Genomic DNA, 13714 nt, shown 5'->3' with positions numbered 1-13714 from the left:
TATTTATCCACGCGACTGCACCGTTTACTCACAGCTATACCCCGTCTAAACCACCGCTTATCCCCACCTTTTTTAAACGCATAGGGTGTTGTTAATAAAATACTTAAATCACTTATCCACAATTTTTATCCCCACTATTAATAACAACATCATTTAAGTAATACTATTATTGTTATTAAAGAGTCTTGTCGCGTAGCGTGGCGCTGATAACGGTCGATACCCACGCGGTCACGCCACAAAAAAATTGCACCTAACCTAGTAAGGCTCTACAATTTCCGGTCTTGAATTGGATCCCCCTAGGCCAGTGCCTTGCTGGTTTAGGTCTTTTAAATCGACATTCCGTCCAAAAACCACGTGGGAATAACGAGTTATGAAACGCACTTTTCAACCCAGCGTTCTAAAGCGCAAGCGCGCGCATGGCTTCCGTGCTCGTATGGCGACCAAAAACGGCCGTGCCGTGATCTCACGCCGCCGTGCCAAAGGCCGCAAGCGTCTGAGCGCCTGATTTCGGATTGCGTGTGCTCCGTCAAGGCTATCCTCGGTGCCTGCGTCTGCTTAGCGCCGGGGATTTCCGTCATGTTTTCGAACACGCTGATCTTAAAGTTCATGGCAAAGGTATGATGGCGCTAGCGCGCTGGAATACTCACGGGCATCCCCGCCTTGGACTTGTCGTTAGCAAAAAAAATGTGAAGCTTGCCGTGCAACGCAACCGTTTCAAACGGCTTGTACGAGAATCGATTCGCTTACGCCAGCACCAGTTACCCGCGGTTGATATCGTGGTATTGGCACGGCGGGGCGTGCATGAACTCGACAACGAGACGTTACATCGCCAGCTACACGGCATGTGGAAACGACTGCAGCGCGAAGCGCAACGTGACGCTTGACGCACACGCCTTACCGCTCGACCTCGGCCTGCCGCTTGGCAGGCTTTTGTGTGTCATAGGTCGAGTAAAATCACCCTGCGCCATCAGCATGTTCACCACCCAGCGGGCAGAACCCTCATGGACGTAAAACGACTTATTCTACTGATTCCATTGGCCGTTTTGGCCTATCTCCTGGTTGTTCAATGGAATCAGGACTACGGTCAACCGGTTGATATGCCCTCCTCCGCGGAGGTATCTCAGCAAAACGGCTCGACCCCTGACGAGACGCAAGATAACGGCGGGCTTAGCGTGCCTTCGAGCGCCTCTTCGCAAGGCAATATCGACGACGGCATGGCGGCTGGCGAAAGCGAGACCGACAGCCGCGACTTTATCGCCGTCACCACTGACGTGCTTGACGTGCGTATCGATCCTTTCGGTGGCGATATTCTTTATGCCGCCTTGCCGCAGCATAAATTGCGCCTCAACTCAGAGCGCAACTACGTGCTGCTCTCCGATAACGACACACGCAGCTATGTCGCCCGCTCAGGCCTGCAGCTAAATGACCAGGCCAGCCGTATCGCATTCTCACCCGAGAGCACCGCGTACGTTCTAGGCGACGATGAAGAGCAGCTAACCGTTGATCTCAGCGCCAGTGTGAACGGCGTTGACGTGACCAAGCGCCTGACGTTCGAGCGCGGCAGCTACGCGGTTGATGTCAGCTACTATCTCGCCAACAACACCGAAGAGCCGGTCAGCGCCCGCTTTATTGGTCAGTTGGCACGCGATAATAGCGCTGACCCCTCAAGCGGCGTGGCGCTGGGCATGAACTCCTATCTGGGCGCGGCGTATTCAACGCCAGAGGAGCGCTACCAAAAGGTCGATTTTGAAACCATTCAAAACGGCAACTTCTCCAACCGCGAAGCACAAGGCGGCTGGGTAGCGATCATTCAGCACTACTTCGTCTCAGCCTGGGCACCCCCGCAAAATCAGCAGAACCTCTACTATGCGACCACGGATTCACGCAATCGCAACGTAGCGGCCTTTGCCGGCCCGATTCAGCAGGTCTCCCCCGAAGGTGAAACCACCCTGGGCGCGACGCTCTACATGGGGCCCAAGGTACAGGATCACCTCGAGCAAGTGGCCCCCAACCTCAAGCTCACCGTGGATTACGGCTGGCTGTGGTTCATTGCCAACCCGCTGTTCTGGTTGCTGGATAAGATCCACGACGTGGTGGGTAACTGGGGCTGGTCGATCGTGCTGCTGACCGTGCTGGTCAAACTGGCGCTCTTCCCGCTCTCGGCCAAGGCCTATAAGTCGATGGCACGGATGCGCAAACTCGGCCCCGAGATGCAGCGCCTCAAAGAGCAGTACGGCGACGACCGCCAGAAGATGTCGCAAGAGATGATGAAGTTCTACCAGAAGGAGAAGATCAACCCGCTAGGCGGCTGTCTCCCCATTCTGGTTCAGATGCCGGTCTTCATCGCCCTCTACTGGATGCTGCTGGAGTCCGTGGAATTGCGCCATGCGCCGTTCATGTTCTGGATTCAGGATCTGTCAGTGAAGGATCCGTACTTCATTTTGCCGATCCTAATGGGCGCGTCGATGTTCGTGCAGCAGTTGCTCAACCCGACACCGCCCGACCCGATGCAGGCGAAGATCATGAAGATGCTGCCCATTATCTTCACCTTCTTCTTCCTGTGGTTCCCGGCGGGTCTGGTGATCTACTGGGTGGTCAACAACATTATCTCGGTGGCGCAGCAGTACTTTATTACCCGCCAGATTGAGAATGACCCCAGCGTAGGGAAAGGCAAGCGAACCAAGTAGCCATGCACCTCGCTTACGCTAATGGCAATCGCCGTTTCAGACCCCCGCCTTGCGCGGGGGTCTGGCGTTTTAACGCATGGGAAATCACAATGCAGTGAAAAACACGGGAAGCACCATGGCAGAACCACTCTATACTCCCCCTCTTTACACCCCTGACACCATCGCCGCGCTTGCCACGCCCCCGGGGCGCGGCGGCGTGGGGATTATTCGCCTCTCAGGCCCCGATAGCCGCCGGTTTGCCGAGGCGATCATCGGCCACTGCCCGCGGCCGCGATATGCCCATTACGGCCCGTTTAACGGGCAGAGCGAGATTATCGACGAAGGTATCGCGCTCTTCTTTGCCGGGCCGAATTCGTTCACCGGCGAGGACGTGCTTGAGCTCCATGGACACGGCGGCCCGGTGATCATGGACCTGCTGCTTGAGCGCTGCGTGCAGCTCGGCGCACGCCTGGCACGGCCTGGTGAGTTCTCCGAACGCGCCTTCCTGAACGACAAGCTCGACCTGGCGCAAGCCGAGGCGATCGCGGACCTGATTGATGCCACCTCGCGCGCCGCCGCGGAGAACGCCGTGCGCTCGCTGCAGGGGGAGTTCTCCCAGCGGGTTCATGCGCTGGTGCAACGGCTGATTGAGCTACGCATCTACGTGGAAGCGGCGATCGACTTCCCCGAAGAAGAGATCGATTTTCTTGCCGATGGCCGGGTTGCTGAAATGCTCAACGGTGTGGAGCAGGATCTTGCCCAAGTGCGCGCCGCCGCCGGTCAGGGGGCGCTCATGCGTGAGGGCATGAACGTGGTGATCGCCGGGCGCCCCAACGCGGGTAAATCAAGCCTGTTAAACGCGCTCACCGAGCAGGAAACCGCCATTGTGACCGACATTGCCGGCACCACCCGCGACGTACTCCGCGAGCATATTCATATCGATGGGATGCCGCTGCACATCATTGATACCGCCGGGCTTCGCGATACGCCGGACGCGGTAGAGAAAATCGGCGTGGCCCGGGCCTGGGCGGAAATCGAAAAGGCCGACCGTGTGCTGCTGCTGGTCGATGCGTCGACGACGGAAGCCACCGACCCGATGGCAATCTGGCCCGAGTTTGTCGAGCGCCTACCCGACCGCGCGCGGCTAACGCTGGTGCGCAATAAGATCGATACCAGCCAGGAAAGCGCGGGGATTGACTTATCCACAACCCATCCGACGCTGCGCCTCTCGGCCAAAACCGGAGAGGGTGTGGATAAGCTAAAAGCGCACCTCAAAGAGATCATGGGCTTCTCCGCGACCACCGAGGGGCGCTTTTCCGCCCGCCGCCGGCACTTGGATGCGCTCGACCGAGCACACGCCGCACTCGAAGCCGGCCGCACGCAGTTAGACGGCTTCGGCGCCGGTGAACTCCTCGCCGAAGACCTGCGCGACGCCCAACAAGCCCTCGGCGAGATTACCGGCGAATTCAGCGCCGACGACCTGCTCGGCGAGATTTTTGGCAGCTTCTGTATCGGGAAGTGATAAAAAAGGTTATCCACGGCAACCAATAAAAATCAGCATCGAGATCGAGAGCCAGGCAGTGATTGGAAAGCGGCCCTGGGTCTCGGCCACCGGGTTATTGCTACTGGTAGGCTTATTGGCCAAGAACAAATTTGGCGTCGAGGCGGTTCAAAAGCTGGAATGTGATGATGTAGGGCACACCAAATGCGCCACAAATATTGGGGATCTTAACTTTGGCGCTGTTCTCTGGCACCGGTACTTCGTGTGTCACGACGGTTCCGCCGATAACGGCCGCTGTTGCCACCAGCCACGGGTCTGCCTTGGCTAGAAACTCGGCAACGAACTCCGGCTTTTTGCCTTTAAGCTCTGCCACATATTGAGCAACGTGGGAAAATTGATCCTGAATCTCATCCCGGGATACAGGTAGAAAGTGCTCTTTTCGGTCTTTAACCCACTCTGAAAGCTCATCGTCACCATCAGCGAGTTCTTCGTGAACAGTTTGGATACTCGCAAGCAAGGAATTTTTGTACTGCAGGTCTAGCCATGACCAATACGCTGGGCAGAAGCCCATCTGATAATGCAGTTTTTTGGCTTGAATGTAGGTGTTTGCATCCAGCAAATACATCATACCCCCAGTTCCTTGGCGTACTCCGGTATGCGATTGGGTTTCATGCTTAACAAGTTACCTGCATCGCGAAGTAGAACACGGCCACTCAGTGCTTCACTAACCAAGGCCCGAGAGAACGTTTCAGAGTTAAGCTCGATTCTGGTGTATGGGAGGAAGTAGGAAGGGTGGCGTATCCTGTTGATTGATCACGACCAAGATCTCAACCAACAAAAGTGGATACGCCATGACTGATTCTACCCTCCAAGCCGTGACACAGCCAGACAACGACATCACGGACCCGCTGCATGAGCTGCTACGCCAGGGAGCCCGAGACTTAATCGCCAAGGCCGTGGAGGCGGAGCTAACGACGTTTCTGGAGCAATACGCCGACAAGACGCTGGAGGATGGGCGTCGTGCCGTGGTCCGCAACGGCCACTTGCCCGAGCGCACGATCCAGACAGGCATCGGTGATGTTAGCGTGCAAGTACCCAAGGTACGGGACCGCAGCGGCCATGGCGCTTGCTTTAACAGCAGCCTGCTACCGCCCTATTTGAAGCGAACCCGCAGTATCGAGGAGTTGATCCCCTGGCTCTACCTGAAGGGAATCTCCACCGGCGACTACCAAGAGGCACTGGCCGCGCTGCTGGGTGATCAGGCCAAAGGCCTTTCGGCGAACACCGTGTCCCGGCTTAAGAAGCAGTGGGAGGACGAGCATGCTGACTGGCAGAAACGCGACCTATCAGAGCAGCGCTATGTCTATTGGTGGGTCGACGGTATCTACAGCAAGGTGCGCATGGATGACAGCCTGTGCCTGCTGGTGATCATCGGTGTGACCGAGCATGGCCGTAAAGAGCTGGTTGCCGTCGAAGATGGACGACGGGAGTCGGAAGCCAGCTGGGTAGAGCTGCTCACGGGACTACGGGAACGCGGACTCACCCATGCCCCCAAGCTTGCGATCGGCGACGGTGCCATGGGGTTCTGGGCGGCGTTGAGCAAGCTCTACCCGGAAACGGATCACCAGCGTTGCTGGGTACCTAAGACGGCTAACGTACTGAACAAACTGCCGAAATCCGTGCAGCGCAAGGTCAAGGCTGACCTGCACGAGATATGGATGGCCGAGACACGCGACAAAGCACACAAGGCGTTTGATCGCACCGTGAAACGCTTTGACACCAAGTACCCCAACGCCATGGCGTGCTTGGTGAAGGATCGGGAGGCGCTGCTGGCGTTCTACGACTATCCGGCAGAGCACTGGTTGCATATTCGTACAACCAATCCGATCGAATCGACCTTCGCTACGGTTCGCCTGCGGAGCAAACGCAGCCGGAATTGCGGTTCTAGGGCAACGACCTTGGCGATGGTGTTTAAGCTGCTTCAGAGCGCTCAGAAGCGCTGGAAGCGGATAGCCGGGTTCAACAAACTGGAACTCGTCGTGAATAACGTGAAGTTCCAGGATGGTGAGCCTTTAACCGATCAATCAGACAGCAACGCCGCTTGACCGCTGTACACCAGACTTGACCATAACTCAACGTTTCACTGATCTGACCCTTTCGTGTTCGGTAGTAAGTCGGTCCGCCCGCACTTTTTTCACGGTTTCGGTACTGACGCTGAAGCGTCTCGACGTAGTCACGATAGTCTTCACGGCTGATCTTTCCGAGACTAAGCGCTCGTCTTGCGACTACCCAGGTGCTGACGCAGAAGTGGGCTTCCAGTACTGGTAAGTTGTCCCTCCAATTATCAGCGTGCTGCCAGAGAGACAGAAACTCTTTCTCCGGGACCAAGAACTCAGCCGCAACGGCATTACAAAAGACTTCTTCCTTTCTGTGGGTATCAGGGCTGGCATCGGATACGCCGCTTTTGCCAATCCAGATATGGGCCAGCTCATGAATTAGTGTGAAAAGCCGTGCAGCCGGTGCATCCGCCTGGTTGATGAAGATGACAGGAGCAAGAGAGTCAAAAATCGCGAAGCCTCGGAACTCTTGAACAGACAAAGGACGGCTGTGGTGCCGAATGAAGCTCTGTCGCATGACCAGTATTCCGGCATCCTCGATTTTACGGATCAAGCGACGATAATAGCTTTCCCAGTCCCCCCTATCGGGATGAGTAGGAACCTCAAGTACCTGGCGCATATCGTTTACGACATCGAGAATATTATCGTCAGCAGTGAACCTACCTACATGAGGGTTGGCTTCGACGCTTTGATCGCGTAAATACTCAGAAAACCACTCTTGCCGCCTAAGGACAATCTGAGTCATTTCGATCAACTCTGGAGATACCCGACGTGGTGCATTGCCATCAACAGTTCGGAGATCGGGCAGCGGCATTTTTTCTTCTGGGGGCTGCCGTAAATAAAGGTATCCGAACGGAATATGAGTTCGAGCCGCGAAAATTTGCGCTTGTTTGAAAGTGGGTTGCTTCTCGCCACGTTCCCAAGCGTCAATCTTTTCTTCGGGCACTTTGAGCTTGGACGCCAGCGCAGGCACGCTGAGCTGGGCCCGCTCACGGGCCCAGCTCAAGATGTTTGGATTTACTCTGGCGTATGCGGTTGCCATGGTCTCGCTCGTAAAAAGAGGCTTGAGAAGTAGTGTAATCTGAGGAATCTAGCCTGGCCATCATGTCCCGTTACAGGGCAGATCAAACTCTAAAATAGCGCTAATTACTGAAATAACCGCAATAACAGTAAACCTGCGGGGCCGCGCGACTACTCCCCCACCAGCCATTCGCCGTGGTAATGGGTGGCCGCTCCGAGAAGCGGCACCACCTCGCGCATGGCAGCCGCAAGGCGCTCATCCAGCCCCCAGGGTGGGTTGATGACCAGCATCCCGCTGCCGTACATGCCGTGGCGTTGATCGCCGGGTGAGCGCAGGCAGAGCTCGCTACGCCAGATATTACGGATACCGCTGGCGGCAAGCCCTTCGATCAACGTGTGGTGGTGCCCCGCGGGTAGCAGTGGGTACCAGATCATGACGATGGCGTGGCGCGCTTTTTTCATGGCCTGGGCCACCGCATCCTTTACTTCGTGATACTCCTCTTTGCGTTCATAGCTCGGGTCGATCAGTACGCACAAGCGCGGCGTCGCCACGGGTAAGCGCTGCGTTAAACCGGCAAGGCCATCGCCGTAAGTGCGTGTCGCACTCGCGCTCAGCACTTGATCCTCAAGGTAGCGATGCTCGCCCGGGTGGAGCTCAAACAGCTGCAAGGCATCTTGTTCGCGCAAGCGCTGATGTAGCCACCACGGCGAGCCCGGGTAGTGGGTAAGTAACGCGGGTGACGGCTGCAGGGAAGCCAGCGCATCGCACCACTGTCGCAAAAGGGGGGTGTTAAGCGTGCGCTTGGCGTGCCAGAGCGGTTCGACGCCTTCGCGATGCTCCTGCAAACGCTGGCTCTCTTTTGCCGCCAACGGATACACCCCACGGCCAGCGTGGGTGTCGATATATGTAACAGGTGATTTTTTACGTAATAAGTAATCAACGACGGCAAATAGCGTCAAATGCTTATGTACGTCGGCAAAATTACCGGCATGGTAGGCGTGCTGATACGAGAGCATGAGAACCTAAAACACCCCATAAAAAGCGAAGAAAAGCCCGCCAAAAAATTTAGCGGGCTGAGCGAAATGCATGCGAGCAGTCACGTTATCATTGCTTGCTGCGGCCAGTTTATGGCGTTTTCCAGTCGTTACTGCGCCTGGTAGTTCTGCGCGCCTTCGGTCGGCGTGAGGGTAATCTCAACGCGGCGGTTTTGGGCACGCCCTTGCTCCGTTTCATTGCTGGCGATGGGTTGCGCCTCGCCGTAACCCACGGTGTTTAAGCGTACAGGCGACACACCGTTTTGGCTTAGGTAGCTCCCCACCGCCTGCGCGCGGCGCTCGGATAGCCGCTGGTTATAGTTGGCATCGCCGATGCTGTCGGTATGGCCGGCGATGTTGACGCGGGTATCGGTGTACTCGCGAAGCACGTTGGCGACCTCGTTGAGCGAATCACGCGCTTGCGCAGTGAGCTCGCTGGAGTCGAAGCCAAACGTCACGCTGCTGGGCATGTTGAGCAGAATCTCGTCGCCACGGCGGTCGATCTCGATACGCGAGCCTTGCAAGCTATCGCGCAGTTGGCGCTCCTGACGATCCATATACGCACCCACACCCGCACCGGCGGCGGCACCCACGGCGGCACCAATCAGCGCGCGGTCGCGGCGGCTGGTACTACCATCACCCGACAGCGCGCCGGCCACCGCCCCCACGGCAGCACCGATACCGGCACCCGTGGCAGTAGTGTTAGAGCGCTGCGTTTGCCCACCGTAGGGGTCATTGGTGGCACAGCCCGCGACCAATAGCGCGGCCGCAATCGGCGTTAAGAGTCGATAAAAACGCATCACTCACTCCTTCACGTGTTACGAAAATTCATTCTTCATCGCTGATCTCGGTCAGCAACCCGTTTAAGAATAGTAGCCCTTGAGGCGATGCCCTAAGACTTTTCGCCGTTTCCTCTAAAAGTCCTTTTTTAACGGCACTTTGTAAGCGTTTATTCAGCACCCTTTCTGGCTGCCCCGTATGCGCCGACCATAACGCCATAGGTACGCCCTCGGTCAAGCGTAGCGCATTCATGGCAAACTCAAGTGGCAGCTCCGCTGCGCTTACCTCACGCTTTCCCGCGACAAACCCGCGAAGATCGCCAAAACGCTGCAGGTAAGCCTCGGGCTGGCGGGTTTTCCAGCGCCGTTCAATTACCCATTCGGCGCTGCCATTGATATGGCTAACCTTGCTGTGCGCGCCGGCCCCAATGCCGAGATAATCACCAAACTGCCAGTAGTTCATGTTATGCCGGCTGGCGTGGCCCGGCTTGGCATAGGCGGAAATTTCGTAACGCGAGAAACCCGCGGCTTCCAACCGCTCGTGCCCCTGATCCTGAATCTCCCAAAGCGACTCCTCTTCGGGAAGCACGGGCGGGTGGGAGTGAAAAGCGGTATTGGGCTCAAGGGTGAGCTGATACCAAGAGAGGTGCTCAGGCGCAAGGGCGAGCGCTTGGTCGATATCGGCAAGGGCGCGCTCGGGGGTTTGGCCCGGTAGGCCGTGCATCAAATCGATATTGATATTCGTAAAGCCCGCCGCCCTCGCCTGGCTGACCGCGGCCACGGCCTCTTCACCGCTGTGAATACGCCCCAGCGCCTCTAATTGCTCGGGGTGAAAGCTCTGCACCCCCAGCGAAAGCCGGTTAATACCCGCCTTGCGATAACCGCTGAAACGGTGCTGCTCGGTGGTGCCGGGGTTGGCTTCCAGGGTGATTTCGATGTCGGGGGCAAAGTTGAGCCGCGTTTGTATCGCCTCAAGCAGGGCGCGATAAAAGCGCGGCGAGAGCAGGCTCGGCGTGCCGCCGCCGATAAAGATCGACACCAACGGGCGCTTAGCGGCAAACGCAAGGTCCGCATCAAGATCGGCAAGCAGCGCGCGCAAATACGCCTTTTCGGGCAGCTCGCGGTTTTGAGGCTCGTGGGAGTTGAAGTCGCAGTACGGGCATTTGCGCACGCACCACGGCGTGTGGATATAAAGGGATAGCGGTGGCAGTTCAGCCATGCGACACCTGCCGCTTCTCCTCTTGGAGAGATTCCAACAAGGCCTGCAGCGCGCGGCCACGGTGACTGACGCGGTTTTTGCTGTCGGCGGGTAATTCAGCGGCGCTCATGCCGAGATCCGGCAGCCAAAAAAGCGGATCATAGCCGAAGCCGCCTTCCCCCCGAGGATGGGGCAGAATTTCACCTTCCCAGCTGCGCTGGACGATGATCGGCACCGGGTCTTCGGGATGGCGCAGATACACCAACACACACCAATAACGCCCGCCTCGCTGCCCTTCCGCGCAGTCGTGAAGCGCCTCTATCAATTTAGCGTTATTGCGCGCATCGCTTTTGGGCTCACCCGCAAAGCGCGCCGAATAAATCCCTGGTGCGCCGTTTAACGCATCCACTTCTAGCCCTGAGTCATCTGCCAGCGCCGGCAAGCCGCTCGCCTGGCTCGCCGCGCGCGCTTTGATCAAAGCGTTCTCCACGAATGTAAGCCCGGTTTCGGCCACATCATGAACGCCAAAATCCGCTTGCGGGCGCACATCCATTCCCAGTGGCGCCAACAGCTGGTTGAACTCGCGTAGCTTTCCCGCGTTACCGCTGGCCAGCACCAGCACGTTATTGACTGTCATCTCTGTCTCCCTGCCATCCGATTACATTCATAAAAGCTGAATGACTAAATAAAATTCACCCTTATCAATGAGTTAAAAAGGGGAACTGAATAGGGTAGTCAATTTCACTAAAAAAATTAGTAACGTTTATTTACATTTGTGAGCTTATCGATAACACTAAAATCGTTGCTAACCCACTATTTCTGGAGCCAGGAGCTACCCATGTCATCTACAACGCCCACTGATACCGTCTACTTTATCACTGAAAAAAGCCAGCAAACTCAACTATTTGCAGATTATATCAGTGAAAAAACAGGTTGTTGCATACGTACGCAGTCGCCTTCTGCCACGTTTACGTCTCTACCATCAGGTAATCTATTGTTACTGATTGATAGTGATCATATTGGCATCGACGCCCTACCCGAGTGGCAAGAAAGGCTGCCATCCGAAATGGCCAAAACCCCCATCGCGGCCCTGAACATTCGAAACCTTGACCACGCACTGGAAGCGCTCTCCTGCGCTCAGCTGAAAGGCGTGTTCTACCGCAATGAAAGCTTGGATGTCATCTGTAAAGGGATTCACGCCCTGTTAGACGGGGATTTATGGATGTCGCGGGACCTGATGGCACGTCTCATTCTGTTTTACCGCAAATACCAAAGCAACGCGTTTCGTCCTGCGTGCGGGCTGACCAATCGCGAAATGGAGATTATTACGCTACTCAGCTCCGGCTCTTCAAATCAACAAATCGCCGAGAAGCTGTTTGTCAGCGAGCACACGGTGAAATCTCACCTCTACAACATTTTTCGCAAGATAAACGTCCACAACCGTATTCAAGCGCTGAACTGGATTCACCAGAACCTGGGCCCCATTTTGCCCAATATCGAAGCCGCTCGCAGCTTGCAGCGTCAGCATAATCCTTAACGAGAACCTCTTCTTTCAAGAGAGGGAGCGGTTATGAACACATTACGCACTACCGCCTTATGGGCACTCACCACAGCCTTCCTCAGCGTGTCCACCGCCGGGGCCGAGACACTACCGGATGACGCTGGCGCCAATGCACAAGAGCAGGCCGAAGTGGATGCCATTAACCAATTAGATAGCCCCGATGGCCCGGCCATACAACAACGGCCCAACGGCAGCAGCGAACTCACCGGCGTCATGGTCGATCGCACCATCACCATGGCGGGGAAAACCTTCTACCGCGCTTTCAGCCAGCGGGCCATGGATAACCGCGTTATCGGTAACGCCACCATCATCATCAACGAACGCCCCGATGCCCGCTGGGGCAGCCAGGTGTGGATCATGGAAGGCAACCGTATGTATTTCCGTACACAGCTCTCCCCCAAGATCAGTGAAGCCGACCGCGCCGCCGGGGAAGCCGTGCAAATCGTCGAAGAGGCGCTGCTGCGTCATCAGCTGACATCCGCAATGTCCCCCGATAAAGACTTGGGAAGTGAGGAGCTTTTCTAATGAAACCGTTTGCCCCCCTAAATCACAAACGCTACGCTGCTATCGCGCTTTTAATCGCAGCCCCGGCGCTTGCCACCGCCGGCGAGCTTATTTACAAGCCTATCAACCCTTCGTTCGGCGGTGACCCCTTTGTAGGCAGCTATTTGCTAGGTAAGGCACAGTCTCAAGATACCAATACCGACCCTGATGCCCGACGATCGCAGCCCCTCTCTCCTACCGCCCGTTTGATACAAAGCCTGGAAAGCCGACTGATTTCTCAACTGATCAGTGACGTCGGAAGAGGCGAGATAGGCGAAGGCAGCTTCGATAGCGATGACTTCGGCGTCGTGGTCAGGGACGACGGGGGCCAGCTTACCGTGCAAGTCGTGGACAAGCTGACTGGCGATGTCACCACCATCAATGTCGGCGGTTTGTTCAACCCTTGATTTATCTCAATAACTCAAATCAAAAAAATCAAAACGTAAGACAAGGGGATCCTCATGAGACTCGTTACCGTTGGAATATTAGCCCTGTGGCTGAGTGGCTGTGCCGGGGTCGTCGCCACTCCGGAAAACCTGGAAGGGGCGCCCGCCACCCTCACGCCCAGAGGGGCGGCCTACCAAGACCTTATTTCTCTGCCACCGCCTGCCGGGCGAATTTTTGTCTCGGTGTATGATTTCCGCGACCAGACGGGACAATACCGCCCCGCGCCGGCCAGCACGTTCTCCACCGCCGTCACGCAGGGGGCGGCCGCCATGCTGACAGGGGCCCTCGCGGATTCCGGATGGTTTATTCCGCTGGAGCGGGTCGGCTTGCAGAACCTGCTCACCGAGCGGCGCATCATTCGCGCAGAGTTTGAGCGCTTTGGCCAGCCCGATACCCTTCCTTCGCTGCGTGCCGCCTCGGTCATGCTCGAAGGCGGGATTATCGCCTATGAGTCCAACATACGCACCGGCGGTGCAGGGGTTGAGTATTTCGGTATCGGCGCCTCGGGGGAGTACCAGGTGGATCAGGTGACCGTCAATCTCCGAGCGGTGGAGATCTCCTCCGGCGAGGTGCTGGCCAACGTCACCACCACCAAGACCATCTACTCCAAGGAGCTGCGCGCCGGCGTCTACCGCTTTATCGACTTCAGCCGGCTGCTTGAAGCGGAAGCCGGTATTACCACCAACGAGCCGGTGCAAATGGCGGTCATGGCCGCGATCGAGTCATCGGTCATCCACTTGATCGCGCAAGGCGTGGAAAACCGTCTGTGGAACCTGCCAAGCGAAATCGACTTCAATCAGACCATATTGGCGGATTATCTAAACGCGCCGATACCGCAATTATAAAA

At 56.7% G+C, this 13714-nt stretch carries 15 protein-coding genes; 9 read left to right on the top strand and 6 right to left on the bottom strand.

Annotation, left to right across the window (positions count from 1 at the left end; translation table 11 throughout):
• Positions 1 to 370: 370 nt before the first annotated feature.
• The 4 genes from rpmH (at position 371) to mnmE (ending at position 4188) form a co-directional block, all read left to right on the top strand.
• Positions 371 to 505 (top strand): 50S ribosomal protein L34, encoded by a 135-nt coding sequence (gene rpmH / locus BQ9846_RS07970; RefSeq protein ID WP_009101657.1) that lies wholly within the window; start codon positions 371 to 373, stop codon positions 503 to 505.
• Between the two features lie 13 nt (positions 506 to 518).
• Complete coding sequence (gene rnpA / locus BQ9846_RS07965; RefSeq protein WP_075880492.1) at positions 519 to 884, top strand: ribonuclease P protein component; 366 nt, start codon at positions 519 to 521, stop codon at positions 882 to 884.
• 117 nt (positions 885 to 1001) lie between these two features.
• Positions 1002 to 2687, top strand: coding sequence for a membrane protein insertase YidC (gene yidC, locus BQ9846_RS07960; RefSeq protein WP_075880491.1), 1686 nt, complete (start codon positions 1002 to 1004; stop codon positions 2685 to 2687).
• A gap of 115 nt (positions 2688 to 2802) precedes the next feature.
• A complete protein-coding gene (mnmE, locus tag BQ9846_RS07955) occupies positions 2803 to 4188 on the top strand; it encodes a tRNA uridine-5-carboxymethylaminomethyl(34) synthesis GTPase MnmE (RefSeq protein ID WP_075880490.1) in 1386 nt (461 codons plus the stop codon).
• A gap of 112 nt (positions 4189 to 4300) precedes the next feature.
• Here the strand turns inward: mnmE and BQ9846_RS07950 are convergent, their stop codons facing one another.
• Complete coding sequence (locus tag BQ9846_RS07950; RefSeq protein WP_075880489.1) at positions 4301 to 4795, bottom strand: DUF4411 family protein; 495 nt, start codon at positions 4793 to 4795, stop codon at positions 4301 to 4303.
• 223 nt (positions 4796 to 5018) lie between these two features.
• On the opposite strand from BQ9846_RS07950, the gene BQ9846_RS07945 reads away from it, so the two are divergent.
• Positions 5019 to 6272, top strand: coding sequence for an IS256 family transposase (locus tag BQ9846_RS07945; RefSeq protein WP_075880488.1), 1254 nt, complete (start codon positions 5019 to 5021; stop codon positions 6270 to 6272).
• Here the strand turns inward: BQ9846_RS07945 and BQ9846_RS07940 are convergent.
• The 5 genes from BQ9846_RS07940 to rdgB all read right to left on the bottom strand — a co-directional run bounded on the left by BQ9846_RS07940 (position 6187) and on the right by rdgB (position 10953).
• Positions 6187 to 7326, bottom strand: coding sequence for an ImmA/IrrE family metallo-endopeptidase (locus tag BQ9846_RS07940; protein WP_083651523.1), 1140 nt, complete (start codon positions 7324 to 7326; stop codon positions 6187 to 6189). The two genes, BQ9846_RS07945 and BQ9846_RS07940, sit on opposite strands and share 86 nt — an antisense overlap.
• Positions 7327 to 7475: 149 nt before the next feature.
• The gene (locus BQ9846_RS07935) at positions 7476 to 8321 is read right to left on the bottom strand and encodes a 23S rRNA (adenine(2030)-N(6))-methyltransferase RlmJ (protein ID WP_075880487.1); all 846 of its coding nucleotides are present in this window, start codon (positions 8319 to 8321) and stop codon (positions 7476 to 7478) included.
• Positions 8322 to 8449: 128 nt separating this feature from the next.
• Positions 8450 to 9139: a YiaD family glycine zipper/OmpA-like lipoprotein gene (locus tag BQ9846_RS07930; protein ID WP_075880486.1), complete on the bottom strand. Its 690-nt coding sequence runs from the start codon at positions 9137 to 9139 to the stop codon at positions 8450 to 8452.
• A gap of 28 nt (positions 9140 to 9167) precedes the next feature.
• Positions 9168 to 10337, bottom strand: coding sequence for a radical SAM family heme chaperone HemW (gene hemW, locus BQ9846_RS07925; RefSeq protein WP_075880485.1), 1170 nt, complete (start codon positions 10335 to 10337; stop codon positions 9168 to 9170).
• A complete protein-coding gene (rdgB, locus tag BQ9846_RS07920; RefSeq protein ID WP_075880484.1) occupies positions 10330 to 10953 on the bottom strand; it encodes an RdgB/HAM1 family non-canonical purine NTP pyrophosphatase in 624 nt (207 codons plus the stop codon). The genes hemW and rdgB overlap by 8 nt, the downstream gene beginning before the upstream one ends.
• Before the next feature lie 201 nt (positions 10954 to 11154).
• Here rdgB and BQ9846_RS07915 point away from each other — a divergent pair, with 201 nt between their 5' ends.
• The 4 genes from BQ9846_RS07915 to BQ9846_RS07900 are packed head-to-tail and all read left to right on the top strand — an operon-like array spanning position 11155 to position 13712.
• Positions 11155 to 11853, top strand: a complete 699-nt coding sequence (locus BQ9846_RS07915) for a response regulator transcription factor (protein WP_075880483.1) — start codon at positions 11155 to 11157, stop codon at positions 11851 to 11853.
• A gap of 33 nt (positions 11854 to 11886) precedes the next feature.
• Positions 11887 to 12402 carry a CsgE family curli-type amyloid fiber assembly protein gene (locus tag BQ9846_RS07910; protein ID WP_083651522.1) on the top strand — a complete coding sequence of 172 codons (516 nt, stop codon included), beginning with the start codon at positions 11887 to 11889 and terminating at the stop codon, positions 12400 to 12402.
• Positions 12402 to 12827, top strand: coding sequence for a curli assembly protein CsgF (locus tag BQ9846_RS07905; RefSeq protein ID WP_075880482.1), 426 nt, complete (start codon positions 12402 to 12404; stop codon positions 12825 to 12827). Before BQ9846_RS07910 ends, BQ9846_RS07905 begins: the two co-directional genes overlap by 1 nt.
• Positions 12828 to 12881: 54 nt before the next feature.
• Positions 12882 to 13712 (top strand): CsgG/HfaB family protein, encoded by an 831-nt coding sequence (locus BQ9846_RS07900; RefSeq protein ID WP_075880481.1) that lies wholly within the window; start codon positions 12882 to 12884, stop codon positions 13710 to 13712.
• Positions 13713 to 13714: the final 2 nt, after the last annotated feature.

It is taken from the genome of Vreelandella massiliensis, from assembly GCF_900155385.1.
GTDB lineage: Bacteria > Pseudomonadota > Gammaproteobacteria > Pseudomonadales > Halomonadaceae > Vreelandella > Vreelandella massiliensis.
The sequence above is the reverse complement of the archived record's forward strand: the minus strand, read 5'-3'. Positions and strand labels throughout refer to the sequence as shown.

Coding starts and splice junctions, on each gene's coding strand:
- rpmH (WP_009101657.1), top strand. CDS start 371: ATGAAACGCACTTTTCAACCCAGCGTTCTAAAGCGCAAGCGCGCGCAT.
- yidC (WP_075880491.1), top strand. CDS start 1,002: ATGGACGTAAAACGACTTATTCTACTGATTCCATTGGCCGTTTTGGCC.
- mnmE (WP_075880490.1), top strand. CDS start 2,803: ATGGCAGAACCACTCTATACTCCCCCTCTTTACACCCCTGACACCATC.
- BQ9846_RS07950 (WP_075880489.1), bottom strand. CDS start 4,795: ATGATGTATTTGCTGGATGCAAACACCTACATTCAAGCCAAAAAACTG.
- BQ9846_RS07945 (WP_075880488.1), top strand. CDS start 5,019: ATGACTGATTCTACCCTCCAAGCCGTGACACAGCCAGACAACGACATC.
- BQ9846_RS07940 (WP_083651523.1), bottom strand. CDS start 7,326: ATGGCAACCGCATACGCCAGAGTAAATCCAAACATCTTGAGCTGGGCC.
- BQ9846_RS07935 (WP_075880487.1), bottom strand. CDS start 8,321: ATGCTCTCGTATCAGCACGCCTACCATGCCGGTAATTTTGCCGACGTA.
- BQ9846_RS07930 (WP_075880486.1), bottom strand. CDS start 9,139: ATGCGTTTTTATCGACTCTTAACGCCGATTGCGGCCGCGCTATTGGTC.
- hemW (WP_075880485.1), bottom strand. CDS start 10,337: ATGGCTGAACTGCCACCGCTATCCCTTTATATCCACACGCCGTGGTGC.
- rdgB (WP_075880484.1), bottom strand. CDS start 10,953: ATGACAGTCAATAACGTGCTGGTGCTGGCCAGCGGTAACGCGGGAAAG.
- BQ9846_RS07915 (WP_075880483.1), top strand. CDS start 11,155: ATGTCATCTACAACGCCCACTGATACCGTCTACTTTATCACTGAAAAA.
- BQ9846_RS07910 (WP_083651522.1), top strand. CDS start 11,887: ATGAACACATTACGCACTACCGCCTTATGGGCACTCACCACAGCCTTC.
- BQ9846_RS07905 (WP_075880482.1), top strand. CDS start 12,402: ATGAAACCGTTTGCCCCCCTAAATCACAAACGCTACGCTGCTATCGCG.
- BQ9846_RS07900 (WP_075880481.1), top strand. CDS start 12,882: ATGAGACTCGTTACCGTTGGAATATTAGCCCTGTGGCTGAGTGGCTGT.